The sequence below is a fragment of the Streptomyces sp. NPDC057617 genome (assembly GCF_042800555.1).
In the GTDB taxonomy this organism is placed as follows: Bacteria; Actinomycetota; Actinomycetes; order Streptomycetales; family Streptomycetaceae; genus Streptomyces.
The window spans coordinates 175987-199637 of the sequence record NZ_JBHVGV010000011.1 but is presented as its reverse complement, the minus strand read 5'-3'; the positions used below and the strand labels follow the sequence as shown (position 1 = coordinate 199637).

The 23651-nt window shown below is 69.5% G+C and carries 24 protein-coding genes and 1 tRNA gene; 17 read left to right on the top strand and 8 right to left on the bottom strand.

Annotated elements, in window-relative coordinates; genetic code table 11:
• Positions 1-181 precede the first annotated feature (181 nt).
• The gene (locus tag ACFU9P_RS26310) at positions 182-859 is read right to left on the bottom strand and encodes a DUF461 domain-containing protein (protein ID WP_384085172.1); all 678 of its coding nucleotides are present in this window, start codon (positions 857-859) and stop codon (positions 182-184) included.
• A gap of 603 nt (positions 860-1462) precedes the next feature.
• On the opposite strand from ACFU9P_RS26310, the gene ACFU9P_RS26305 reads away from it, so the two are divergent.
• The 9 genes from ACFU9P_RS26305 (at position 1463) to ACFU9P_RS26265 (ending at position 11113) form a co-directional block, all read left to right on the top strand.
• Entirely contained in the window at positions 1463-1945 is a 483-nt protein-coding gene (locus ACFU9P_RS26305) for a CarD family transcriptional regulator (RefSeq protein WP_003953493.1), read from the top strand.
• A 486-nt stretch (positions 1946-2431) separates the two neighbouring features.
• A complete protein-coding gene (ispD, locus tag ACFU9P_RS26300; RefSeq protein WP_384085169.1) occupies positions 2432-3178 on the top strand; it encodes a 2-C-methyl-D-erythritol 4-phosphate cytidylyltransferase in 747 nt (248 codons plus the stop codon).
• Entirely contained in the window at positions 3168-3770 is a 603-nt protein-coding gene (gene ispF, locus ACFU9P_RS26295; protein ID WP_384085166.1) for a 2-C-methyl-D-erythritol 2,4-cyclodiphosphate synthase, read from the top strand. Before ispD ends, ispF begins: the two co-directional genes overlap by 11 nt.
• Before the next feature lie 191 nt (positions 3771-3961).
• On the top strand, positions 3962-4366 hold the full coding sequence (locus tag ACFU9P_RS26290) for a PPOX class F420-dependent oxidoreductase (RefSeq protein WP_376381682.1): 405 nt from the start codon (positions 3962-3964) through the stop codon (positions 4364-4366).
• Positions 4367-4540: 174 nt separating this feature from the next.
• A complete protein-coding gene (gene cysS, locus ACFU9P_RS26285) occupies positions 4541-5941 on the top strand; it encodes a cysteine--tRNA ligase (protein ID WP_384085162.1) in 1401 nt (466 codons plus the stop codon).
• A gap of 157 nt (positions 5942-6098) precedes the next feature.
• Entirely contained in the window at positions 6099-7049 is a 951-nt protein-coding gene (gene rlmB / locus ACFU9P_RS26280) for a 23S rRNA (guanosine(2251)-2'-O)-methyltransferase RlmB (protein ID WP_376381679.1), read from the top strand.
• A gap of 132 nt (positions 7050-7181) precedes the next feature.
• A complete protein-coding gene (locus ACFU9P_RS26275; RefSeq protein WP_384085159.1) occupies positions 7182-9167 on the top strand; it encodes a DoxX family protein in 1986 nt (661 codons plus the stop codon).
• Between the two features lie 92 nt (positions 9168-9259).
• On the top strand, positions 9260-9880 hold the full coding sequence (locus ACFU9P_RS26270) for a TetR/AcrR family transcriptional regulator (RefSeq protein WP_384085156.1): 621 nt from the start codon (positions 9260-9262) through the stop codon (positions 9878-9880).
• 132 nt (positions 9881-10012) lie between these two features.
• Positions 10013-11113: a Gfo/Idh/MocA family protein gene (locus ACFU9P_RS26265; RefSeq protein ID WP_376381673.1), complete on the top strand. Its 1101-nt coding sequence runs from the start codon at positions 10013-10015 to the stop codon at positions 11111-11113.
• Positions 11114-11229: 116 nt separating this feature from the next.
• Here ACFU9P_RS26265 and ACFU9P_RS26260 read toward each other — a convergent pair whose 3' ends face one another.
• The 3 genes from ACFU9P_RS26260 to ACFU9P_RS26250 all read right to left on the bottom strand — a co-directional run bounded on the left by ACFU9P_RS26260 (position 11230) and on the right by ACFU9P_RS26250 (position 13882).
• Positions 11230-11946, bottom strand: a complete 717-nt coding sequence (locus tag ACFU9P_RS26260; RefSeq protein WP_376381671.1) for an NDP-sugar synthase — start codon at positions 11944-11946, stop codon at positions 11230-11232.
• A gap of 133 nt (positions 11947-12079) precedes the next feature.
• Complete coding sequence (locus tag ACFU9P_RS26255) at positions 12080-12502, bottom strand: hypothetical protein (RefSeq protein ID WP_376381669.1); 423 nt, start codon at positions 12500-12502, stop codon at positions 12080-12082.
• A gap of 255 nt (positions 12503-12757) precedes the next feature.
• Positions 12758-13882, bottom strand: a complete 1125-nt coding sequence (locus ACFU9P_RS26250) for an ABC transporter ATP-binding protein (protein ID WP_376381667.1) — start codon at positions 13880-13882, stop codon at positions 12758-12760.
• Positions 13883-14086: 204 nt separating this feature from the next.
• Between ACFU9P_RS26250 and ACFU9P_RS26245 the strand changes: the two genes are divergently transcribed.
• Positions 14087-14160 (top strand) — tRNA-Thr (locus tag ACFU9P_RS26245).
• A 39-nt stretch (positions 14161-14199) separates the two neighbouring features.
• Here the strand turns inward: ACFU9P_RS26245 and ACFU9P_RS26240 are convergent.
• Positions 14200-15045, bottom strand: a complete 846-nt coding sequence (locus tag ACFU9P_RS26240; protein WP_384085150.1) for an SDR family oxidoreductase — start codon at positions 15043-15045, stop codon at positions 14200-14202.
• A gap of 93 nt (positions 15046-15138) precedes the next feature.
• Here ACFU9P_RS26240 and ACFU9P_RS26235 point away from each other — a divergent pair, with 93 nt between their 5' ends.
• Entirely contained in the window at positions 15139-15729 is a 591-nt protein-coding gene (locus ACFU9P_RS26235) for a TetR/AcrR family transcriptional regulator (RefSeq protein WP_376381709.1), read from the top strand.
• 90 nt (positions 15730-15819) lie between these two features.
• On the opposite strand, the gene ACFU9P_RS26230 is transcribed toward ACFU9P_RS26235, so the two are convergent.
• Positions 15820-16662, bottom strand: coding sequence for a helix-turn-helix transcriptional regulator (locus ACFU9P_RS26230; protein WP_384085147.1), 843 nt, complete (start codon positions 16660-16662; stop codon positions 15820-15822).
• A 260-nt stretch (positions 16663-16922) separates the two neighbouring features.
• Between ACFU9P_RS26230 and ACFU9P_RS26225 the strand changes: the two genes are divergently transcribed.
• From ACFU9P_RS26225 to ACFU9P_RS26200, 6 genes are all read left to right on the top strand, one after another.
• Complete coding sequence (locus ACFU9P_RS26225) at positions 16923-17864, top strand: SDR family oxidoreductase (protein WP_384085144.1); 942 nt, start codon at positions 16923-16925, stop codon at positions 17862-17864.
• Positions 17865-17963: 99 nt separating this feature from the next.
• On the top strand, positions 17964-18446 hold the full coding sequence (locus tag ACFU9P_RS26220) for a hypothetical protein (protein WP_384085141.1): 483 nt from the start codon (positions 17964-17966) through the stop codon (positions 18444-18446).
• A 123-nt stretch (positions 18447-18569) separates the two neighbouring features.
• A complete protein-coding gene (locus tag ACFU9P_RS26215) occupies positions 18570-18713 on the top strand; it encodes a hypothetical protein (protein ID WP_376381657.1) in 144 nt (47 codons plus the stop codon).
• A 77-nt stretch (positions 18714-18790) separates the two neighbouring features.
• On the top strand, positions 18791-19447 hold the full coding sequence (locus ACFU9P_RS26210; RefSeq protein WP_384085427.1) for a response regulator: 657 nt from the start codon (positions 18791-18793) through the stop codon (positions 19445-19447).
• 125 nt (positions 19448-19572) lie between these two features.
• Positions 19573-20061 carry a BlaI/MecI/CopY family transcriptional regulator gene (locus ACFU9P_RS26205; RefSeq protein WP_384085137.1) on the top strand — a complete coding sequence of 163 codons (489 nt, stop codon included), beginning with the start codon at positions 19573-19575 and terminating at the stop codon, positions 20059-20061.
• Positions 20062-20561: 500 nt separating this feature from the next.
• Positions 20562-20846: a hypothetical protein gene (locus ACFU9P_RS26200; protein ID WP_376381653.1), complete on the top strand. Its 285-nt coding sequence runs from the start codon at positions 20562-20564 to the stop codon at positions 20844-20846.
• A 402-nt stretch (positions 20847-21248) separates the two neighbouring features.
• Here the strand turns inward: ACFU9P_RS26200 and ACFU9P_RS26195 are convergent, their stop codons facing one another.
• Both ACFU9P_RS26195 and ACFU9P_RS26190 read right to left on the bottom strand, forming a co-directional pair.
• A complete protein-coding gene (locus ACFU9P_RS26195; RefSeq protein WP_384085132.1) occupies positions 21249-22904 on the bottom strand; it encodes an NAD(P)/FAD-dependent oxidoreductase in 1656 nt (551 codons plus the stop codon).
• Positions 22901-23620: a rhomboid-like protein gene (locus ACFU9P_RS26190; protein ID WP_376381649.1), complete on the bottom strand. Its 720-nt coding sequence runs from the start codon at positions 23618-23620 to the stop codon at positions 22901-22903. Before ACFU9P_RS26190 ends, ACFU9P_RS26195 begins: the two co-directional genes overlap by 4 nt.
• Between the last annotated feature and the right edge of the window lie 31 nt (positions 23621-23651).

Here is a 23651-nt window from a genome sequence, read left to right as displayed (position 1 = left end):
ACATTCCCCCTTGTAGGGATGACTCGGTACGCAGCCTTCGCGCCTAGCCTCGACACCGACCCTCCTCCTCTTCCTTCCCTTCTCCCCCCTGCCCCCCCCCCCCCCCACAGCGCTGTTGTACGTGGCAGTGCTGTATGGGCTGTGCTGTACGTGGTGGTACGTGCTGCCTGCCGAGCGCCGCTCAGTGCTCGGCGGAGCCCGACGCGGACTCCGACACCGACGGCGTTCCCGCCTCGCCGGCCTCGCCGGACTGGCTCCCCGACGGCGAGTCCGAGGGGGACCCGGACGGCGAACCGGCCGGAGAGCCCGAAGGACCGCCGGACGGCGACACCGAGGGCGACGGCAGCGCGCTCGGGCCGACGTCCTTGAAGTAGGTGTCGGACGGGAAGACGAACGCGCGCAGACCGATGTCGCCGGTCTCGCTGAAGGTGAAGACGACCCGCTGGGCATCGCCGTTCTTCGCGGCCTCGCGCCCGTTCTCGATCACGGCGGAGGCGTTGCCCTTGCCGCCGAGCTGGACCGAGCCGCCGGCCGGTACGGTCACCGGTCCCGACCCCCCGGCGGGCGAGAGCGTCACACTTGCGCTGGTGCCGGGCAGCTTGATCGCGTCGAGGGTCTGCGCGCTCCTGCCGTTGTTGAAGACCGTGCCGGTGACGACCGCGGGACCCTCCGCGTCGGCCTCGGGCTGGGTGATCACCGTCGCGTTCTGGATGGAGATGTCACCGACGGAGGTGGCGGCGTTGTCCGGCTTGACGCCGAGCGTCTGCGCGTTGTTGCCGGCGCCGCACGCGGTGAGCGGGGCAAGCGAGAACACGAGGGCGGAGGCGGCGAGGACGCCGCGTCGAAGGCTGCGGCTCACGGCGGCGGCAACTCCTAGGACGTACGGACGGAAAGGGCAGGCGGGCGTTCAGCGCGCCTAGGCTACCGAGCCGTCGCGGACGCCCCGCACCCGACCCGCCTCCAGCCGCCCCGCCCGGTACGGTGCGGCCCCCGGCGGCCGTCGTGGTGGCCCGGATTCCGTATCCCATATCCCTCCCGATCCCGCCGTTTAGCACGCCGTTCACATAATGCCGGTGATCAATTCCTCCGCGCGCCGTACATTCCCCGCGAATACCGGGCCACAGGCCCGGCGTGATCAAATTCAGAATCTCTCGCACTTCGATCCGCCTTCGATCCGCACGAGTGATCGACATCCGAACGGACTACGGGAAGTTCGACGCCTTAAATCCGGCAAATCGGGACGTTCATCCTCGTTCAGGGGTGTTGTGCGGGGCGTAACGGGCGCGTTTCTGTGCGCCCGCGCAGCCGCTCCGACCTGCGAATACCCTCTTCCGGAAGCCGCCCGCAGCACGTTCCCGGTGCGCTTGTCAAGCCCCGAGAACCGTCCTGACCTGCGAAAACGCCATTCAGAAGATGCCATTCTCGTGTTACCCTGGATAGCCACGGAAGGGGTACCTGTCACATGACGTTCAAGGTTGGCGACACCGTGGTCTATCCCCATCACGGGGCCGCGCTGATCGAGGCCATCGAAACTCGCCAGATCAAAGGCGTGGACAAGACCTACTTGGTGCTCAAGGTCGCCCAGGGCGACTTGACAGTGCGTGTACCGGCGGACAATGCGGAGTTCGTCGGCGTGCGCGATGTGGTTGGTCAGGACGGGCTGGACCGGGTCTTCGAGGTGCTCCGCGCACCGTACGCAGAAGAGCCGACGAACTGGTCCCGTCGCTACAAGGCAAATCTCGAGAAGCTCGCCTCCGGCGATGTCATCAAGGTCGCTGAAGTGGTGCGCGACCTCTGGCGCCGCGAGCGTGAGCGTGGACTCTCCGCAGGTGAGAAGCGCATGCTCGCCAAGGCGCGACAGATTCTTGTCAGCGAGCTGGCTCTCGCGGAGAACACGAACGAAGACAAGGCCGAGGCTCTGCTCGACGAGGTCCTCGCGTCCTGAACCGCAGGACGTCCTGAACCCAGGATGTGTGACGCTGCTGTGCCCGCAGCGCCGCACGCATGCCGTGCCGTCGCGCATGCCGTCCCACGCAGTCGCAGTGAATGCCGTGGTGCCCGCTGACCAGCCTTGAGGGAAAAGCTGTGTCGCCGGGCGCTGCGGCATGTCCGTACACCCGCAGTTTCCCCATACCCGCAATGTCCGTACACCCGCACCTCGTACGACATCAGGTCCACACAGGCACCTGGCCGCCTGATCCCACGCACACGCACACCTGCGGGGGCTTCTCGCGCCGCGCCGGGGACTTCGCCGGGCCGCCGCCCGGGGAACGCGCCATGCCCGGGCGGACCCGGGGAGGCCGGGCCCGGGGCAGCCGGCGCGATCCGTCTCGACCGTGTGTCACGGAAGGGTCCGGTCAAGGCGTCGCGCCCGGCACGCTGTGGCCATACCCATGTCGGCCGAGGAAACAAACCTGCCGGAGTGCAACCGATGTCAGACGAAGCCCGCCCCCACCGCACCGCAGCCGTCATCCCCGCGGCAGGCCGGGGCGTACGGCTCGGCCCCGGAGCCCCCAAGGCGCTCCGCGCGCTGGGCGGCACACCGATGCTCATCCACGCCGTCCGCGCGATGGCCGCGTCGCGCGCCGTCTCGCTCGTTGTGGTGGTGGCCCCGCCCGACGGCGCCGCCGAGGTGAAACACCTCCTCGACGAGCACGCCCTGCCCCAGCGCACCGACTATCTCGTCGTGCCCGGCGGTGAGACCCGCCAGGAGTCCGTACGGCTCGGGATCGAGGCCCTGCCCGAGTCGATCACCGCCGTACTGGTCCATGACGCGGCGCGCCCGCTCGTACCCGTCGACACCGTGGACGCCGTCGTCGAGGCGGTACGGGACGGAGCGCCGGCCGTCGTGCCCGCGCTGCCGCTCTCGGACACCGTCAAACAGGTCGAGCCGCGCGAGAAGGGCGAGCCGGAACCGGTCGTCGCCACGCCCGAGCGGGCGCTGCTGCGCGCTGTACAGACCCCGCAGGGCTTCGACCGCGCCACCCTCCAGCGCGCGCACGAGACGGTGGCGGCGGTCGGCGAGGGCGCGACGGACTGCGCCGGTATGGTCGAGCGGCTCGGCGCGCCGGTGGTGGTCGTGCCAGGACACGAGGAGGCGTTCAAGGTGACCCGGCCGCTGGATCTGGTGCTGGCAGAGGCGGTTCTCGCGCGGAGGAGGGCGAACGATGGCTTCTGAGAAGGCTTCCGGGCCCGCTGAGAAGGCTTCCGCGTCCGCTGAGACGCCTCCTGCGCCGGCCGAGACGGCTCCCGCGCCCGCTGAGACGTCTCCCGCGGCCGCACACCTGCCTCTGCCCCTGCCTCTCGTGGGCATCGGGACCGACATCCACGCCTTCGAGGAGGGCCGCCCGCTGTGGTGCGCGGGGCTGCTCTGGGAGGGCGAGGGGCCCGGTCTGGCCGGCCACTCCGACGCGGATGTCGTCGCCCATGCCGCCTGCAACGCGCTGTTCTCGGCCGCCGGTCTCGGCGACCTCGGCGCGCACTTCGGCACCGGGCGCCCGGAGTGGTCCGGTGCCTCAGGACTCACCCTCCTTACGGAGGCGGCCAGAATCGTGCGCGAGGCGGGCTTCACGATCGGCAATGTCGCCGTGCAGGTCGTCGGTCTGCGGCCGAAGATCGGGAAGCGGAGGGACGAGGCGCAGAAGGTGCTCACCGAGGCCGTCGGCGCCCCGGTCGCGGTCTCCGCCGCCACCTCCGACGGGCTCGGCTTCACCGGCCGCGGGGAGGGGCTGGCCGCGATCGCGACGGCGCTTGTGGTCCGTACCGGCTGAAACCGGCGGGCCGGGACCGGTGGGACCGGCTGATCGAAATACCGGGCGCGGGACACGGGTTGAGAGAGCGTCAGCGGTTATTCGTACAGCCGTAGTCTCAGCAGTTCCCGGACCCCTGCCCGGCCCGTATCCCGGGCACCGGCACGGCACCGGCACCAGCATCAGGAACCTCAGGAAGCAGGAAGGCAGTCATGGCAGCCGCACTCTCCGAGAAGCTCAAGGAACTCCTCGACGGACCCGTCTTCGTCGACATCGCGACCATCCAGCCCGACGGCAGCCCCCAGGTCTCGCCGGTCTGGGTGAAGCGCGACGGGGACGATCTGCTCGTCTCGACCACCATCGGCCGCCGCAAGGAGCAGAACCTGCGCCGCGACCCCCGGGTGTCGGTCGTCGCACGGCCCGAGGACGCGCCGTACCTCTACGCGGAGATCCGCGGCTCCGCGACCCTGACCACCGAGGGCGGCCAGGAGCTGATCAACGAGCTGTCGCTCAAGTACACCGGCAAGCCGTACGCGGAGTTCAACCCGGCGTCCAAGGAGGACGCCGAGCGGGTGGTCGTCCGTATCACCCCGCGCAAGATCGTCGGGCGCTTCTGAACCGGAGTATCTGAACCGGATACGGACCGGCCACTCGACCCGATCGGGCCAAACGCCCCAAACACCGCGAAATTCCGCCGGTGACTTTGCCGGGCGGGTATGAACGTCACGCTTCTGTGTCCCCGTGGCCCAAAGGGTCGCGGGGCACTACCCCAGGCGCACTACCCTTGTCGCGTGACTATTCGGCTGTACGACACCGGCGCCCGGCAGATCCGTGATTTCATCCCGCTCACGCCGGGCTGTGTCTCGATCTACCTGTGTGGCGCCACCGTGCAGGCCGCCCCGCACATCGGGCACATCAGGTCGGGACTGAACTTCGACATCATGCGCCGCTGGTTCGACTACCGCGGCTACGACGTGACGTTCATCAGGAACGTCACGGACATCGACGACAAGATCATCGCCAAGTCGGCCGTCCAGGGGCGCCCTTGGTGGTCCATCGGGTACGAGAACGAGCGCGCCTTCAACGCCGGCTACGACGTCCTCGGCTGCCTGCCCCCCAGCTACGAGCCGCGCGCCACCGGCCACATCACCGAGATGGTCGAGATGATGCGCGGCCTGATCGAGCGCGGTCACGCCTATGAGGCGGACGGCAATGTCTACTTCGACGTCCGGTCCTTCCCGCAGTACCTGGAACTGTCCAACCAGGACCTGGACGATCTGCGCCAGCCCTCCGGTGAAGGCGAGACCGGCAAGCGCGACCAGCGCGACTTCGCGATGTGGAAGGCCGCCAAGCCCGGCGAGCCGAGCTGGGAGACCCCCTGGGGACGCGGCCGGCCCGGCTGGCATCTGGAGTGCTCGGCGATGGCCCACAAGTACCTGGGCAGCGCCTTCGACATCCACGGCGGCGGGATCGACCTGATCTTCCCGCACCACGAGAACGAGATCGCGCAGGCCAAGGGGTACGGGGACGAGTTCGCGCGGTACTGGGTGCACAACGCCTGGGTCACCATGAGCGGCGAGAAGATGTCCAAGTCGCTCGGCAACTCGGTGCTCGTCTCCGAGATGGTCAAGCACTGGCGCCCCATCGTGCTGCGCTACTACCTCGGCACCCCGCACTACCGCTCGATGATCGAGTACAGCGAGGAGGCGCTGCGCGAGGCCGAGTCGGCGTTCGCGCGGATCGAGGGATTCGTACAACGGGTCACCGAAAAAGCTGGGAAGGCCGTCGCTCCCGCCGGTGAGGTGCCGCCCGCCTTCGCCGAGGCCATGGACGACGATCTCGGCGTACCGCAGGCGCTCGCGGTCGTGCACACCACCGTCCGGCAGGGCAATTCCGCGCTCGCGGCCGACGACAAGGAAGCGGCCGTCGCCCGGCTCGCGGAGGTACGGGCCATGCTCGGCGTCCTCGGCCTCGACCCGCTCGACCCGCACTGGGCCGGCGAGACCGACCGCGGCGAGGACCTGCACGGCGTCGTCGACACGCTCGTACGGCTCGTCCTGGAGCAGCGCGAGGCCGCGCGGGCGCGCAAGGACTGGGGTACGGCGGACGCCATCCGGGATCAGCTCCAGCAGACCGGACTGGTCATCGAGGACAGTCCCACGGGCCCGCGCTGGACGCTGGGACCGCGCTGACCTGCGCCGATGTGCCGCCCGGAGGTCCCGGGCGGCACACTGGCGTACCGGCGGCGCGTCGGCGTACGTACACTCCGAAGCACGCTCCGAAGGGTTACCCGGAAGCGTCCCGAAGCACTTTCTGAAGCACCACTGAGGCAAACGAAACAGGTAGGTCATGGCCGGGAACAGCCAGCGCAGGAACCGCCGCACGTCCAACAAGAAGGGCGCGCAGGTCGGCAGCGGTGGCAAGCGACGCCGCGGGCTTGAGGGCAAGGGCCCCACCCCGCCCGCGTCCGCCCGCAAGGGCCACGCCCAGAACCGCGCCGCCAACGCCAAGGCCCGGCAGACCGCCCGGCGCCAGGTCGCCCGGCGCGGCGGCAAGGGCACCAGCGAGATGGTCGTCGGCCGCAACCCGGTCTTCGAGGCGCTGCGGGACGGCGTACCGGCGACCATGCTGTACGTCCAGCAGTTCATCGACAACGACGAGCGGGTCCGCGAGGCGCTCCAGCTCGCGGCCGACCGCGGCGGTATCCATCTGATGGAGGCGCCCAAGCCCGAGCTGGACCGGATGACGAACGGGCTGAACCACCAGGGCCTCGTCCTCCAGGTCCCGCCGTACGAATACGCCCACCCCGAGGACCTCGCGACGGCGGCCCTGGACGACGGCGAGGACCCGCTGATCGTCGCGCTCGACGGGGTCACCGACCCGCGCAACCTGGGAGCCGTCGTCCGCTCGGTCTCCGCCTTCGGCGGGCACGGCGTCGTCGTACCGGAGCGGCGCGCGGCCGGGATGTCCGCGGGCGCGTGGAAGTCCTCGGCCGGTACGGCGGCCCGTACGCCCGTCGCCCGCGCCACCAACCTCACCCGCGCCCTGGAGTCGTACCGGAAGGCCGGGCTCGTGGTCGTCGGGCTCGCGGCGGACGGCGAGACGGAGGTCGGCGATCTGGAGGCGCTCGGCGGGCCGGTAGTGATCGTGGTCGGCAGCGAGGGCCGCGGCCTGTCGCGACTGGTCGGGGAGACCTGCGACTTCCTGGTACGGATCCCGATGCCGGGCGGCGCCGAGTCGCTGAACGCGGGGGTCGCGGCGGGAGTGGTGCTGTACGAGGCGGCGCGCCGGCGGGCGTGAGGCGGGGCGGGCCGGGGGCGGCCCCGGGGGCGTCCGGTCCGAGGCTCGCGTCGGCAGGGTTGTTGATCTTGACGGGTCTCGGACATTTCCCGCGCGTCAAGGCAGTGTCCTAAACACAAGTCACTCGGTTAGATGAGTGTGGACACCAGAACGCCCCGGCCCGGGTTCGACGATCAGCCCCCGCTGAGCATGCTCAAGGTGGATTGCGATCCCGCGCAGGTCATCGTGAACCACGCCAGCTTCCGGGTGAAGCTCGCATCTACCCAGCGCCCAAGCTCCGCGCGCGCCCTGGCGGACACCGCGCGCTTCCCCCCCACGCCCCCGGGCGCCCCCGGGGGAGGCACGGCAGGCAGAGGCGGTGGCGGCCGGGGCTCCGGAGCCGGCGGCGGGGCCGGTGGAGGCGGTACGGGTGGGAGCGCGGGCCGCCGCAGGGCGCCCGTCGTCTGGAGCGGCAAGTCGGCACCGGGCGATCCCGGCGCCAGCGGGCTTCTCCAGGCCGTACGGAACTCCGCCACGCCGCCCGCGGGTTACCGCGACACGCGCGACGCACGGGCCGTACCGGGTGGCCGGCCCGGCGGACCCGGGCGGCCGGGCATGTCGGGTCCTGCGGGCGTGTCAGGTGCGGCGGGGATGTCCGGGGCGCAGGGACGGGCGTACGACGCCGGCGCCACGCAGGTCATCCCGCGGCTCGACGTCGACGGCGAGGCCACGGTGGCGACTCCGGTGGTCGGAAGCCAGGGCCATGGGCGCGGCCGTGGCTCCGGCTCCGGTCCCGCCGCCCGTACCGGTGTGGGGCCGCTGCTGCCGCCCATGCGGCAGGCGGTCGGCGCGTACGACACGCCCGGCCCGGAGGCGGAGCCGGAACCGTATCTGGACCCGTACCGCGAGCCGTACGCCGACACGGGCACCGGCACGGATACCGACACCGACGCGTACGAACTGCACGACCTGTACGACGACAGGCACGACCACCACGACCACCGCTCGCGCGCCCAGCGGTACGGCGCCGCCGGCACCCGGGCCGGCGACGCGGCAGGCGTCCGGCACGCGTACTACCCGGGCCGCCGCATGAACCTCGGCGTGGTGCTGCTCCCGCTCCGCGTCTTCCTCGGCTTCATCTCCATCTACGCCGGCATGGGCAAGCTCTGCGACCCCGTCTACTTCGACGGCGGCGAGCGCGGCTCCATGGTCACCTGGCTCTCCTCGCTGCACCCCTGGGCCCTCGCCGAACCCCTGCGGGACTTCGCGCTCTCGCATCCGGTCGGCGCGGGGCTCAGCGTCGCCTTCCTCCAGATCGTGGTCGGCGTACTGACCGTCCTCGGCCTCTGGCAGCGGGTCGCCGCCTGCGTCGGCGCGCTGCTGTCGGCGGCGCTGCTGCTGACCGTGAGCTGGCGGACCGTTCCGGCGTACGACGCGCCCGACATCATCTACCTCGCCGCCTGGTCCCCGCTGATCATCGCGGGCGCGCCGGTCTACTCCGTGGACGGGCGGCTCGCCGGCGAGGCCTGGCGTACGCTCGGGCCGCGCTCCGAGATCTGGGACCTGCGGCGCCGGGTCCTGCGGCGGGGCGGGCTCGTCGCGACGGTCGTGATCGGGCTGACGCTGCTGGTCGGTTCGGTGCTGGGCGGAGCCGTACGGTCCTCGGACATGGTGACCGTACCGGGCCCGAACGCCGACCCGGTCAACCAGCTTCCCGGCGAACCGCTGCCCAAGAAGCCGGGCGAGGGCGGCCGCAGCGCCTCCGGTACGCCCAGCAGCGGCGGTACGACGGAAGGCCGGCCGTCCGAACCGTCCGCGACCCGGTCGGGCACCCCCGAGGCCGAGCGCCCGGCGCCGGGCGGCGGACCCGTACCGGAGGCGGGCGGTGCGACCAGCACCGGCCAGAGCCAGCAGCAACAGCCCAGCCAGACCCAGGGCACCACCGGCCGCCAGGCCCCGCAGACGGCCCAGCAGGCCCCGCCCCCGTCCAGCAGCCAGGGCGGCGGCCCGTCCACCACGGGCGGCGGCGCGGGCGACGGCAGCACGGGAGCGAGCAGCGGCGACGGCGGCGGCTCGGGCACGGGCGGCTCGACATCGGGCGGCGGCAACCACAACCCGATCGGGGGGCTGCTGGGCTGAGGTCGGGGGAGCGGGCCGCGTGGACCCGCACGCCTCGTGGTTCCGCTCACTTTTATTTGCCGATCGTTCCATAACCGCGTACGGTCGTCCGCATGGCCCGACCTCGTGAATTCGACACCGAAGCCGCCGTCGCCGCGGCGATGGAGGCGTTCCGGCGCAACGGTTACGGCGGCACGTCGATGCGGGACCTGGCCGAGGCGATGGGGATCGGCAGCGGGTCCATCTACGCGGCCTTCGGCAGCAAGGAACGTCTCTACCGGGCCGCGCTCGACCTGTACCGCCGGCGTTACGCGTTGCCGTTCATCGATCTGCTGCGCCCCCCGGAGGGCGGTGTTTCCTCGGGGAGCGATGCCCGTGCGGCGAAGAGCGATGCCCGTGGGGCGATCCGCGAGATCTTCACCGGCCTGATCGACGAGATCACCTGCGAGGGCGCCGCCTCGTGCCTGATCGTCGGCGCGGCCATGGAGCGTGCGCACTGTGACGCCCAGGTGTCCGAGCGGCTGCGTTCGACGACGCAGTCGCTGGAGTTCGCCCTGTACGACGTGCTCACGCAGGCGCAGGACCGTGGCGAGATACGGGATGACCGCAGCGCCGCCGACCTCGCCGGATTCCTGACGGTGAACCTTCAGGGGCTACGGGTCATGGGCGCCATCAATCCGGACCGGGCCGCGCTGACGCGGGCGGCGGAGGTGGCTCTGACCTGCCTGGACTGACCTGCCCGGGCGGGGTAGGCGAACCGGTCGTCGGGGTCCGTATTTCTTGTGATTCCCCGCGCGTGATTCCCCGCGCGCCTTGGCGTACCCGCGTTATGTAACGATCGTAAAAGAACTAGAGAGAAGAAGATCATGAGTCCTCTTGGCGTTGGCATCATCGGCGCGAACACCAGCGGCTGGGCGTCGATCGCGCACGTCCCCGCGATAGCGGCGTCCCCCGACTTCGAGCTGCGTGCCGTCAGCACCACCCGGCGCAGTTCGGCCGAGGCCGCGGCGGCGCGGTACGGCGTTCCCGGCTACGACAACCACCGGGAGCTCCTGGCGCACCCCGGCGTTGACCTGGTCGTGGTGTCGGTCAAGGTCCCCGAGCACTTCGAACTGATATCCGCCGCCATCGAGGCCGGCAAGGCCGTCTACAGCGAATGGCCGCTGGGCAACGGCCTGGCCGAGGCCGAGCGCCTCACAGAACTGGCGGAGAAGGCCGGAGTCCGCACCATCGCCGGGCTCCAGGGGCGGTACGCCCCCGAGGTCCGGTACGCACGCGACCTGATCCGCGACGGATACCTCGGGCGGGTCATCGGGACCACCATGGTCGGTTCCGGAATGGTCTGGGGGCCGGAGGTGCCCACCCGCGCCGGGGCGTACATCTTCGACAACGCCAACGGCGTGACCCCGCTCACCTCGGCGTTCTCACACGCGGCCGACCCGCTGAACCACGTGCTGGGCGAGTTCCAGACGCTGACCGCGAACCTGGTGGCAGGCCGTAAGGAGACACGGATCACCGAGGACGACGGCACCGCTCCGGTCACCGCGCCGGACCAGGTCGCCGTGATCGGTACGCTCGACGGCGGTGCGGCGGCGTCGGTGTTCTACCGCGGCGGCACCTCCCGCGGCGACAATTTCCGCTGGGAGATCAACGGCACGGAAGGCGACCTGGTCATCACCGCGGACTGGGGCAACATGCAGGTGGCGAACCTGACCCTGGCCGGCGGCCGGGGAGCGGACACCGCGGTCGCCCCGCTGGACGTCCCGGATTCCTACAGCGGCGACGGCCCCGCCGAACTGCTGCGGTCCATGGGCGGAAACGTCGCCCGCCTGTACGCCCGGCTCGCCCGCGATCTGGCCGAAGGCACCCACACCGTGCCGGACTTCGCCCACGCCCTGTCCCGGCACCGTCTCATCGACACCATAGAACGCGCCTCCGCGACGGGCACCGTACAGAGCGTGGGCTGAGCCCAGGGCCGGGGCTGAGCCCAGGGCGCTCGGTCCGGTGTCCGCGCGGAGTCGGTGTCCGCGCGGGTCGGCGTCCGCGTGGACGCCGAGCCCTTGGCCGGTCGGTCCGTGCCCTCTCAGCGGGGGCCCGACGCCAGTTCCTTCGCCGCTTCCGTCAGGTCCTTCGCCGTGTCGATGGCCCGCCAGTACGCCCCCTGCGGCAGCGGAAAGCCCGCCAGGCTGCGCTCGCGCGCCAGCCGCGGGAACGTCGTCCGCTCGTGGTCACCGCGCTCCGGCAGCAGTTCCGCGAAGTGTGAAGAGAACACGTACACACCGGCGTTGATCAGATAAGGCGACGGCGGCGCCTCGATGAAGTCCAGGACATGGCCGAACTCGTCCGTCTCGACGGCCCCCCATGGAATCCGGGGGCGGGCGAGGGCGAGCGTCGCCGTCGCGTCGCGCTCCGCGTGGAACGCGGCCATTTCGCGCAGCGAAAAACGTGTCCAGATGTCGCCATTCGTGGCGTACCACGGCTGCTGCGGGGCAGGAAGCCTGGCAGCGGCGTACTTGAGCCCCCCACCGCGCCCCAGGGGCTCGGGTTCCACCACGGTCGTGACGCGCAGCGGCAGATCCGCCGACTCCAGCCAGTCCTGGAGGACTTCGGCGAGATGCCCGCACGAGACGACGGCATCGGTCACGCCCTCGGCGGCGAGCCAGGCAAGCTGATGGCCGATGATCGGGGTCCCCGTGCCGGGGATCTCGACCATCGGCTTGGGACGGTCATCGGTGTACGGGCGCAGCCGCGACCCCTGGCCGCCCGCGAGGACCACGGCCTGCGTCGGAAACGTATGCATGCCGTGAACGATAGGCGGGGCGGCACGGCGCGCGAGCCCCCGGTCGGTTTCCGCGGGCCGGTCGGCCTGCGTGGGCCGGTCGGTTTCCCGCGGCCCGGTCGGTTTCCGTGGGTCGGTCGGCCTGCGGGCCCGGTCAGCTTCCCGCGGCCTGCTGTGAGACGCCGTACGCGAAGGAGGTGTCGCACACGGGGCGCGAGAACGACTGCGCGCGGGTGGGCCCGTACACCGCCACGGCCGCACGGCCCAGGGCCCGCGCGATCGACATGCAGTGCCTGGCGAGCGACGGACGCTCCTCGACCTGCCGCTGAAGGTGCGTCAGGGCGATGCCCGGGTCCTTCTCCTGAAGTTCCACAAGGAGCTGTTCGCGCAGAATATCCTGGGGCGTACGGGACTTGGCCCGTACCGAAGCGGTGTCCGAGGACGCGGTCAGGACCTGCGACTCGGCGGTGCTGGACGCCCACGGGACGCGGGCGACCGCGAGGGTCCCGGAGAGCACCAGGACGACGGGCAGTACGAGAGCGAGAGTTCGGCCGATACGGCGGGCTGAGTGGGTCACGCAGGCGAGCGTAGCGGCCAGTGATGATTTGGCGACATTTAGTCACTCTCCCGAGGGATGGTTCGAGCGTTCTTTTCGAATCGGGTGTTGACGGTGCTGTCCGAAAAGGCCAGTGTGCCGGGGTATTTGTCGACACACGTAAACGGCCCCGCACCGAAGTGCGGGGCCGTACAAAGGAATTCGGACGAGGCCGGGGGCTCGGGCGGCAGAGCCGGCGCGGCCGACTCTGCCAGTCCGGTCCGGACAGCGGCCGACTCAGTCGGTCAGACGCTCGCCCGTCGAGGTCGAGAAGACGTGCGTCTCGCCCGCGCGCGGTACGACATGCAGCTTGGCGCCCTTCTCCGGCACCGCGCGCCCGTTGACGCGGACCACGATGTCCTTCTTCTCACTGCCGAGGTCGGCCGTGCCGTACACATAACCGTCGGCGCCCAGCTCCTCGACGACATTGACGGTCACGGCCAGACCGGCCGGCGCGTCCTTGGACAGCGTCGCCGCGGCGCCGCTGTCCTCCGCGAGATCGAAGTGCTCGGGGCGGACACCGACCGTCACGGTCTTGTCGCCCTTCGCCGAGGCGGCGGCGAGCGCCTCGCGCGACACCGGCACCACGCTGTTGCCGAACTTCACACCGCCGTCGGTGATCGGCACCTCGACCAGGTTCATGGCCGGGGAGCCGATGAAGCCGGCGACGAACAGGTTCTTCGGCCGGTCGTACATGTTGCGCGGCGAGTCCACCTGCTGGAGCAGCCCGTCCTTGAGGACCGCCACCCGGTCACCCATGGTCATGGCCTCGACCTGGTCGTGGGTCACGTACACCGTGGTGATGCCGAGGCGGCGCTGGAGCGACGCGATCTGCGTACGGGTCGAGACACGGAGCTTGGCGTCGAGGTTCGACAGCGGCTCGTCCATGAGGAACACCTGCGGCTCACGCACAATGGCGCGCCCCATCGCGACACGCTGCCGCTGACCACCGGAGAGCGCCTTCGGCTTGCGGTCCAGGTACTCCGTGAGGTCGAGGATCTTCGCGGCCTCCTCGACCTTCTTCCGGATCTCCGCCTTGTTCACACCGGCGATCTTGAGCGCGAAGCCCATGTTGTCGGCGACGGACATGTGCGGGTACAGCGCGTAGTTCTGGAACACCATGGCGATGTCCCGGTCCTTCGGCGGCAGGTGCGTGACATCGCGCTCACCGATACGGATGGCCCCGGCGTTGACGTCCTCCAGACCCGCGAGCATCCGCAGGGAGGTCGACTTGCCGCAGCCGGAAGGACCGACGAGTACGAGGAACTCGCCGTCCGCGATCTCGATCTCAAGCTGATCGACGGCGGGCTTCGTGGAACCCGGGTAGACGCGGGTTGCCTTGTCGAACGAGACAGTTGCCATGACGCTGTGTCCCTCCACCGGCAGGAACGTGCCGGACGATCCGAGTAAAGGAATGGTTCCCCCGCCGGCCGGCGGAAGATGGGTCTAGTCCACCTGGGTGAACTGCGGGTGACGCTACCTGGCGTTTCCCGATCTGTCAGCACTCCGGCGAACACCAAATTCCCGGCCGACCGCCGATCGGGGGCCGCTACACTGCTGCCACACGCCTCCTTAGCTCAGTTGGCCAGAGCAACGCACTTGTAATGCGTAGGTCGTCGGTTCGAATCCGACAGGGGGCTCTTGCGATGTCCAGGGCGGACAGGGGCTGACCTGGACATCTACCGGAATGCCGGCAGGTTGCGGGCGGCCCACTCGGCGAAGGGGCGGGCCGGGCGGTGCAGGACGGTCGCCACGTCGGGGCTGATCTTCTGCTCGGCCGGGAGCGGGACACCGAGGACGTCCAGAGTGCTGGTGACGATCTGCTCCGGCATGAACTGCGCCATGCGGGCATGAGCCTCCTCGCGGGACAGTTCCACGAAAGTCACCTTCTCGCCCAGAGCCTCGGAGATGGCCGCGGCCTGCTGACGTGGACTGATCAGCTCGGGGCCGGTCAGCTCGTACGCCCGACCCGCGTGCCCGTCCTCGCGCAGCACGGCTGCGGCGACCGCGGCGATGTCCGCCGGGTCGATGACGGGCAGCGCCACGTCACCGAACGGGGCGAAGACCGTGCGCTCGGTGCGGACCGTCTCGGCCCAGGCGAAGGCGTTGGAGGCGAAACCGCCGGGGCGCAGGATGGTGAAGCTCTGTCCGGACGCGCGCACCGCCGCCTCGAACTCCCGCAGCCGGGCGTGTGAGAGCGCCTCCGGCCGGGTGGCGCTGACCTGTGAGGAGACCAGAACGACCCGCTCGATCCCGGCGTCTATGGCCGTGTCCAGCAGAACGTTCGGGCTCTCACCCCGGCTGTTGAGCTCGCCGGCCAGCAGGATGAACAGGGCGCGGGCTCCTGTGAGGGCGGGGCGCACGTTCTTGGCGTCCCCGATGTCGGCCTGGGCCCACCTGACCCTGGCCGCGTGGTGTGCGGGCTGGGGCCGCCGCGACAAGGCCACGACCTCCTCGCCCGCCTCGGCCAGCAGCTCCACCAGCGTCCGCCCGATGTTGCCGGTAGCACCCGTCACTGTGATCATGGTGATTCCCCCATGTGAGTTAGTTGACTGACTTGATTGAACCTAGCATGCGCCCACCGGAGGCTGTCTATAGTCAGTTGGGTGACCAACTCAGTGAATCGGCGGGTACGGGCGTCGCTGAAGCGCCAACGGCTCACGGCGGCGGCGGCCCGGGTCCTGCACGAGCAGGGGGTCGAACGCACCACCCTCGCCGACATCGCGCGCGAGGCCGACGTCCCCGTCGGAAACGTCTACTACTACTTCAAGACCAAGGACGAGCTGGTCCGGGCCGCGCTGTCCGAACACAGCGCGCACCTGGACGAACTCACCGCCCGGCTGGAGCAGTTGGCCGATCCCCGCGACCGTCTCAAGGCGCTGATCGAAGCCTGGGTCGGCCGGCGCGACATCGCCGCCCGGTACGGCTGTCCCACCGGCACCCTGGCCGTCGAACTCGACAAGCGCGCGGACGGGACCCTCGACGCGGAGGCCGGCGCGGTCATCCGGCGGCTGCTGGACTGGGCTGGGGGCCAGTTCCGCGAGCTGGGCCTGTCCGACCCGGACGACCTGGCCCTCACCCTCGTCTCCGCCTACCAGGGCATGTCACTCCTGGCCAACGCCCTGCGCGACCCGGACATCATGACCCGTGAAGGAGCCCGCCTCCTGCGCTGGCTCGACTCCCTCCACGCTCCCGGTGGGCACGTCTGACCTGACCCGGCGCACCGCCAGGACACCCGACGCCACAGCAAGCACGGTCAGCACAGCGAGGATGCGCCGCCCGAGGACCGGTCGGCGGGTTCAGTGGAACGTCTGCGTGCCGATGGCGGCCAGGAGCCCCAGCTTGTCGTAGCTCTCGGTGCCCGGCGGGGCGGTGTAGACGAGCAGGCGGTGCGACTGGTCCGGATCGAGCAGCGACTGGCAGTTCAGCTCCATCATGCCGACCTCGGGGTGGACGAAGCGTTTGACGTGCTGGGGACGGATACCGACTTCGTGCTTGTCCCACAGGCTCCGGAACTCTTCGCTTCGCGTGAGGAGAAGGCCGGCGTAGTGGGCCGCCCGGGAATCGGGGCCTCGTAGCGTCGCTGTCTCCCGCAGGCCGGATGCGAACATCCGCGAGAGCTGTGAGTGATCCGCGGGAGCGTACAGCTCGCGGTAGGTGGGGTCGGTGAACCAGCGATAGCCGATGCTGCGCGCCGGGCCGGTGTACCGGGTCGTGTCGCCGGTGAGTGCGATGCCGAGCGGGGTCTGGCGCAGCGTTTCCCCGAGTTCGCTGACAATCTCCGCCGGGGTGTCGTCCAGGCGGTCGAAGATGCGCAGCAGGCCGGGGCTGATGTGCTCGCCGGCCGCACCCCGGTCGGGCGGGCGGTGTCCGGCCAGACGGAACAGATGGTCGCGCTCGGTGAGTGAGAGATGCAGACCCTGGGCGATCGAGGCGATCATCTGCTCGGACGGCTGGGGGCCGCGCTCCCGCTCAAGCCGGGCGTAGTAGTCGGTCGACATATGGCAGAGCGCGGCGACCTCCTCACGGCGCAGCCCGCTGGTCCTGCGGCGTTGTCCGCGAGGGAGGCCGACGTCCTCGGGTTGCAGCAGCTCCCGGCGGTGCCGGAGAAATGCCGCGAGCCCGGTCCGATCGATCTCCATGCGTCTCCCTCCCTTCCCTTGGTGCTGCTTCTGGCGCTGCTTCCTTTCTATCGCCCGCACACGCGCGTAACCACGGCTCGTCGGTCCGCCCTTCCGGCCTGCGGCTCGCCTCTCTCCTGCACATGTCGACCGGAGCGTCGTCCTGCCGAACAGTCGGCCTTCCGAACGGTCGGCCTTCCGAACAGCGGATCGAGAGTCCCTGAATAAGTCCGGCCGGCTCCACCACTGTGGAATCAACGACACCACCAGGGAGTGAACACATGTCACGCGAAACCGTCGGCATCACCGTCCCCGACCTGTCCGGGAAACGCGCTGTCGTCACCGGAGCGAGCGACGGCATAGGGCTCGGCATCGCGACGCGGCTCGCCGCCGCCGGCGCGGAGGTCATCATGCCCGTCCGCAATCCCCGCAAGGGCGAGTCCGCGCGTGAAGAGATCCTCCGGCAGGTACCCGCCGCGGACGTGTCGCTGCGCGCACTCGACCTGAGTTCGCTCGCCTCCGTCGCGGCGCTGGGCGAGACCCTGCTGAGCGAGGACAGGCCCGTTCACCTGCTCATCAACAACGCGGGCGTCATGACTCCGCCCGACCGGCAGACGACCGTCGACGGGTTCGAGCTCCAGTTCGGCAGCAACCATCTCGGCCACTTCGCCCTCGTCACCCGTCTGCTGCCCCTCCTGCGAGCCGGCCGGGCACGTGTGACCTCGCAGATCAGCGTCGCGGCGAACAGCAACGCCATCAACTGGGACGATCCGAACTGGGAGCGGTCCTACGGCGCCATGCGCGCCTACAGCCAGTCGAAGATCGCGTTCGGGCTCTTCGGTCTGGAACTCGACCGGCGCAGTGAAGCGGGCGGCTGGGGCATCACGAGCAACCTGTGCCATCCAGGGATCGCCCCGACGAGTCTGCTCGCTGCCCGCCCCGAGATCGGACGCGACAAGGACACCGGGAGCGTACGACTCATCCGGGCCCTGTCCGCGCGCGGCATCCTCGTCGGAACGGTCCGGAGCGCGCAGCTGCCCGCCCTCTACGCCGCCACGTCCCTCGAAGCCAAGCGGGGAGGCTTCTACGGTCCCAGCGGGCTCGGTCACATGGGCGGGCCTCCTGGGGAGCAGAAGCTGTACAGCCGGCTGCGCGGCACCGACGACGCCCGGCGCATCTGGGAACTCTCCGAAGAACTCGTCGGCGTCCGGTCCAGGGGCTGACAAGTTCGTGCACAATGCGAGTTCGCCGCCCTGCCACGGCAACCGCTCAGCGGAGTTGGCCGTCTCCTCGGGGGATACGGGCTACTTGAGGAGACAACAGTGACGATGAAGCCGGAAACAGGCCAGACGAGGACGCGCCCCAGGGAGGTGGAAACAGCCTTCCTGCTGCTCCTCGTGGCGATTGTCGTGGACGCCGTCGTCTGGGTGCTGGACACATTCGTCATCTCTCCCTCGGGGCTCGACGAAATGCGCGACGAAATGGGCGAGAGCGAAGCGATCCAGCAAGTCGCCATGTCTGCCGGATTTCTGGTTTTCACCAGCTCCTTTTTCTTGTTCTTCGTCTTCAGGATGCGCCAGGGCCGAAAATGGGCGCGGAGCGCACTCGCCGCGGCCGGTGCTCTCGTCATGTTCTTCCTGGTCAACAGCATGACCACGAGCGAATTCCATAAAGAGACCATGGCTGACGTCATATACGATCTTTTCATCAGTGTCAGTCCGGTCGTCCTGATCGCCGGTGCTGTTGTGCTGATGTTCCTGCCGACGGCGAACACGTACTTCTCCGCGGCCAAACACTCCGAGTAGAACGGCGGCGGTGCACCCAGCACCACCCCACGGCCGGGCCTTACGCCCAGTGTGCGGCGCCCTCGCTGTCCGTAGCGTCATGAGCATGGCGCAGGGAGCGTCTCGGCGGAGAGGGCGGCGGACATGTTCCAGCGGAAGAGCGGGAGCGAGGGCAAGGAACTGATCTCGACCGTCGGCGGTGCGCTCGGGGTGGGTCCGGCGCGTGGCAGTAGCTGGTTGGTGGCCGTGGCTTTCCCCGTGCAGGCCGAGGCGGGGTCGTCCAGGTGACCGATGTGACCTGTGCGACGACGAGTTCCTCGACGGCTGTGGCGACGAGGGTACTCATCGCCGATGACCAGCACCTGATGCGCAGTGGATTACGGCTGTTGCTGGACGCGCAGCCGGGTGTCGAGGTGGTGGCCGAGGCCGCTGACGGCATCGAGTGCGTGGAAACGGCCCGGAGGCTGCGTCCCGATGTCTGCCTCGTCGACATCCAGATGCCGGGACTCGACGGCCTGGAGGTCACCCGCCTGCTGGCCGGGCCCGAGGTGTCCGATCCGCTGCGTGTCGTCGTGATGACCGCCTTCGGCGAGGACGGTTACGTACACCGGGCGCTGGACAACGGTGCTTGCGGGTTTCTGCTGAAGGACGCCGGCCCGGCCCTGCTGTTCGAGGCGGTCCGAGCGGCACGGCGCGGAGACGCGCTGATCTCGCCGGCCGTCACCGTGCCGCTGCTGCGTCGGCTGAAGGAGGGGCGCCCGCCGTCGTCCCCGGGCGGGCTCGCGGCGGGCAGGCCGGCATCGCGGACAAGCCTGACGGGGCGTGAACTGGATGTCGTACGCCGGGTGGCGATCGGGCGCACCAACCAGGAGATCGGCTCCGAGCTCTCTCTGTCGCTCGGAACCATCAAGACCCATCTGGCGAACATCCAGTCCAAACTGGGCGTACGCAACCGTGTGGAGATCGCCTCCTGGGCGTGGGCCACCGGCACCGTCTCACAGGGCTCCCGTCTCTCGACCTGACCCTGCCCGCTCGCGCGGTACGGGATCCGAACGGCGCAGCCGAGGCCCGTATCAGCCGTTCGGCCGATGCGCTCCGGCCGTTCGGCCGAAGCGCTCCCGTATCTCACGAACGCACCATGGATCCCGTGGACACGACGCCCTGCGGCCGGCTGTCCCTCATCCGCACGCTGCTCCAGCACCTGGCCACCTCCGGGCAAGCCGATGAACCCTGGGAGGGCTCCATGGCGATAAGGCCGTTCGGTGAGTTGGAGTCGAAGATCATGCGGATCGTGTGGCGGCAGGAGGCCCCCGTCACCATCCACGCACTCACCAGCGCGCTCAACGGCCCTCGCACGCTGGCGTATACGACGGTGATGACCGTCACCGAACGGTTGCGGGAGAAGGGCTGGCTGACCCGAGTGAAGAACGGCCGGTCCTATCAGTACAGCGCGGCGCGGAGCGCCGACTTCTACACCGCGGAACTCATGCGCCAGGTCCTGGACGCCTCGACCGACCGGGAGCGCGCCCTCCGGCGTTTCGCCGCGCGTCTCGACCCGCGGGAAGCCGCGGCCCTGCGTCAGGCGCTGGCCGATCCACCGAGTCCCGCCGCCGGAGCGCATCGGTCGAACGGCTGATCTCGAAAAACTACAACACGTAGAATTCTTACAACGCGTAGAACTCCCTATTCGGTGGTTCAGAAACTACAATGCGTAGAAAGAACTCCGACGCATATGCACTGGTGGCCGATTCCGGGCGGGTCGAGATTACCGGAAGAGAGGGCATATGCGGACATGGAACTCGTTGAATTCCATAAGAGTTTAAACGGGGTGGAGTACGGAATTGCAATCGGGATGATTTCTCGCCGATCGAACTACTGGCAGGTCAATGACCGCAGGTCTGCGGGTTGATCATTCTCCGGATGTGGCCGGGATGTGTAGTGGGGATTCCTGTCCGCGCAGCGGGGTGCCGCACTCGAACCAGCCTTTCGGTGGGATGCCGTTGACCGGCACACGGAATGATCCTTAATCTTTTGGATATGGGTCGGTCGGCAAGCGAACCACCGCGACAACAGTTCAATGGGTGAAGTTCTCCATGACCGAGGGCCGACCCGTCGGCACGCATCGGAGGAATTTCTGTGAAACCGATCAGAATAGTCGCTGCGGGATTCGTGGCCGCGCTGGCATTGGGCGCTGTCTCCGTAGGCGGCCCCTCATCCGCATGGGCCGTGGCCCCTGCCGAGGCTGCGGCCGGCTGTCCCGCGGCGATCGCCGAGGCGGATGCGTTCCTCAGGCTCGGCACTCGCGATCCCGTCATATTGGCGAATTACATCGAGGTGAGGATTCGTGATGGGAATTACCTCGGTGCTGAGCTTCGGCGAGCCCAGTATATCCTGGGTGAGCTGAACAAATGGTGCATCTGATTCCCTTGGGCTCACAAACGATTGGAACGCCGTGCGTCGAATCATCGTCACTTTCGCTTTCTCCGTCGCAGGGATTTTCTCTGTCGTAACCCTTCCGTCTTCCGCCGGCCCCTGCGACCACCTCACGCCGGGCACCTACGCACACGCCGAGTGCCTGAGGGAGCATCAATGGGGCTGACCTCCGGAAGCCGGCACTTCCATCGGTGAAGAGTCGTCTCATCGAGCAGGGTGACCGGGTGGATGGTCTGTGACAGACAGAGCGCGTGAAAGCAGGGCCGCCTGACCAGCTCCGACTTGGCGAAGTCGAGAGCTTCAGGAGGCCCTGCTGCTGCAATTCTCGCGAAGTTTTCACCTTCGCCTGCCACATCCGCACTGCTCGGACGGTGCGAAAGGGGCGGGTGGTCAGCGGCCCGATATGCGGTTGGCGGTGCGGGCTATGGGGTGGGTGGTGGGGGTGTTGGTGGTGGATTCCTTGGTGTCCGCCGTGCGGTAGGCGGCGTACAAGGCGTGGACGCCGAGCCAGCGGAAGGGTTCCGGTTCCCAGTTGCGGACCTTGTGGTGGACCCAGGGGAGGGTGGTCAGGTCCGTGGGGCCCGCCTGGCCCGAGTCGTGCTGGATCAGGTCGCGGAGGGTGCGGGCGGCGAGGTTGGTGGTGGCCACGCCTGAGCCCACGTAACCGCCCGCCCAGCCGAGGCCGGTGGTGCGGTCCAGGGTGACGGTGGCGCACCAGTCGCGGGGGACGCCGAGGACGCCGGACCAGGCGTGGTCGATACGGGCGCCGGCGGTGGCGGGGAAGAAGCGGACGAGGATCTCGCGGAGCGCCTCGACGGTGGCGGGCGGGGTGGGGGCGGTGTCGGCGAGGCGGGCGGCGCGGGAGCCGTAGCGGTACGGGTAGCCGCGGCCGCCGAGGGCTATGCGGTTGTCGGCGGTGCGCTGCGCGTACATGTAGGCGTGGGCCATGTCGCCCAGGGTTTCGCGGCCGTCCCAGCCGATGGTGTCCCAGACGTCGGCGGGGAGGGGTTCGGTGGCGATCATCGAGGAGTTCATGGGGAGCCAGGCGCGGCGGGCGCCTTTGATACTCGCGGTGAACCCTTCGGTGCAGCGGAGGATGTAGGGCGCGCGGACGGTGCCGTGGGGGGTGACGGCGTGTTTCGGCCTGATCTCGGTGACCGGTGTCGACTCGTGAATGGTGACACCGAGCCCTTCGACGGCGGCGGCGAGGCCCTTGACCAGTTTGACGGGGTGGAGCCGGGCGCCGTGCGGGGTCCAGGTGGAGCCGAGGGCTCCGGCGACGCGGATGCGGCCGGCGGTTTCGGCGGCGTCGTGGAGGGTGCGGTCGGTTTCGCCGAAGGCGGCCTCGGCGGCGTGGAACTCCTTGAGGCGGGTGAGCTGAGCCGGGGTACGGGCGATTTCGAGGACGCCGCCCTGGTGGATGTCGGCGTCGATGTTCTCTTCGGCGGTGACGCTGATGACTTCGGCGACGGTGTCGTTCATGGCGCGCTGGAGGCGTACGGCGGCGTCATGGCCGTGCAGGGCGGCGTAGCGGTCGCGGCCGGCGATGCCGTTGTAGAGCCAGCCGCCGTTGCGGCCGGAGGCTCCGTAGCCGCAGAACTTGCCTTCCAGGATGGTGATGTTGAGGTAGGGGGCGGCTTTCTTGAGGTAGTACGCGGTCCAGAGCCCGGTGTAGCCGCCGCCGACGATGCAGATGTCGGCGGTGGTGTCGCCGGGGAGGGGCGGGCGCGGGGCGGGGAGACCGTCCTGGGCGTACCAGAAGGAGATGTCGCCGGGGGCGGTGGTGGTACGGGGGGCGCTTCCGGTACGGCTGCCGGCCGGGCTGCTTTCCGTACGGTCGCCGGCCGGGTTGCTTCCCGTAGGGCTGCTCGTACCGTCGCTGTGTGGGCCCGTTCCCGTACGGTCGCCTGAGGCCGGCCCCGTATCCGTAACGTCGCCGGGCGCGCCACTCCCCGTACCGGTACCCCTGCTCGTACCGCTACCGCCGTCCGGTCCGTCGCTGTCGCCGTCCGGTCTGCCCGGCTCGTCGTTGTTCGCGCTGGTCATGTGGGTGTTCGTACACCGCTGCTCGTACGTTTGTCCAGGTATCGGCGGGGTCCGCGGGCGCGCGCCAGCGGGTAGCAGGCCAGGCCGATGAGGACCGCGGCGACATGGCCGAGGTCGGTGAAGGTGGGGGCGGCGATGAGCGGGAGTCCGTAGTAGATGAGGACGACGGCGAGGTACGGCAGGTGCCAGGGCAGTGGCACCCGGTAGGTGAGGATCCCGGCGATCCCGGCCAGCGCGTAGCTGACGCCGATGTCGAGGGTGTGCGCGGCGGACTGTGGGGCGTGGCCGTGCAGGATGGCCCAACCGAGGACGCCTTCGCTGATGAGTGTGGCGCCGATGTGCGCGAGTACGGCGACGGCTAGCCAGCGCGAGGTGCCGAGCCAGTGTTCGGCGGGGGCGTGGAAGAGGGTGTAGAGGACGGCGTACGGGAGCCACGTGCCGCCGTCGGTCCAGAAGGCGCTGGAGATCAGGACGCGGAGGGGGTCGGTGGACAGTTCGTGGATATTGGTGGAGCGCTGGAGCAGGAATTCCTCTTCGAACTCGGGTGACATGCGGTGGAGTGCGACGGTGGTGACGAAGAGGGCGGCCAGCCAGAGGTGGGTGCCGGGGGCGCTCGTGATCCAGGTGCGGACTTTGCTGGTCCACGGGCGGACCGCGTTGGCCCATGGGCGGACCCCCTTGGTCCATGGGCGGACCGTGTGAGGAATGCGGCGCATGGGGCGATTCACGCACGGTCGTAGGATCGTG

Bases quoted from the DNA above. Each gene is read 5' to 3' on its own strand.
- ACFU9P_RS26305 (WP_003953493.1), top strand. From the start codon at position 1,463: ATGACGTTCAAGGTTGGCGACACCGTGGTCTATCCCCATCACGGGGCC.
- ispD (WP_384085169.1), top strand. From the start codon at position 2,432: ATGTCAGACGAAGCCCGCCCCCACCGCACCGCAGCCGTCATCCCCGCG.
- ispF (WP_384085166.1), top strand. From the start codon at position 3,168: ATGGCTTCTGAGAAGGCTTCCGGGCCCGCTGAGAAGGCTTCCGCGTCC.
- ACFU9P_RS26290 (WP_376381682.1), top strand. From the start codon at position 3,962: ATGGCAGCCGCACTCTCCGAGAAGCTCAAGGAACTCCTCGACGGACCC.
- rlmB (WP_376381679.1), top strand. From the start codon at position 6,099: ATGGCCGGGAACAGCCAGCGCAGGAACCGCCGCACGTCCAACAAGAAG.
- ACFU9P_RS26275 (WP_384085159.1), top strand. From the start codon at position 7,182: ATGAGTGTGGACACCAGAACGCCCCGGCCCGGGTTCGACGATCAGCCC.
- ACFU9P_RS26270 (WP_384085156.1), top strand. From the start codon at position 9,260: ATGGCCCGACCTCGTGAATTCGACACCGAAGCCGCCGTCGCCGCGGCG.
- ACFU9P_RS26265 (WP_376381673.1), top strand. From the start codon at position 10,013: ATGAGTCCTCTTGGCGTTGGCATCATCGGCGCGAACACCAGCGGCTGG.
- ACFU9P_RS26260 (WP_376381671.1), bottom strand. From the start codon at position 11,946: ATGCATACGTTTCCGACGCAGGCCGTGGTCCTCGCGGGCGGCCAGGGG.
- ACFU9P_RS26250 (WP_376381667.1), bottom strand. From the start codon at position 13,882: ATGGCAACTGTCTCGTTCGACAAGGCAACCCGCGTCTACCCGGGTTCC.
- ACFU9P_RS26240 (WP_384085150.1), bottom strand. From the start codon at position 15,045: ATGATCACAGTGACGGGTGCTACCGGCAACATCGGGCGGACGCTGGTG.
- ACFU9P_RS26230 (WP_384085147.1), bottom strand. From the start codon at position 16,662: ATGGAGATCGATCGGACCGGGCTCGCGGCATTTCTCCGGCACCGCCGG.
- ACFU9P_RS26225 (WP_384085144.1), top strand. From the start codon at position 16,923: ATGTCACGCGAAACCGTCGGCATCACCGTCCCCGACCTGTCCGGGAAA.
- ACFU9P_RS26215 (WP_376381657.1), top strand. From the start codon at position 18,570: ATGTTCCAGCGGAAGAGCGGGAGCGAGGGCAAGGAACTGATCTCGACC.
- ACFU9P_RS26210 (WP_384085427.1), top strand. From the start codon at position 18,791: ATGCGCAGTGGATTACGGCTGTTGCTGGACGCGCAGCCGGGTGTCGAG.
- ACFU9P_RS26195 (WP_384085132.1), bottom strand. From the start codon at position 22,904: ATGACCAGCGCGAACAACGACGAGCCGGGCAGACCGGACGGCGACAGC.
- ACFU9P_RS26190 (WP_376381649.1), bottom strand. From the start codon at position 23,620: ATGCGCCGCATTCCTCACACGGTCCGCCCATGGACCAAGGGGGTCCGC.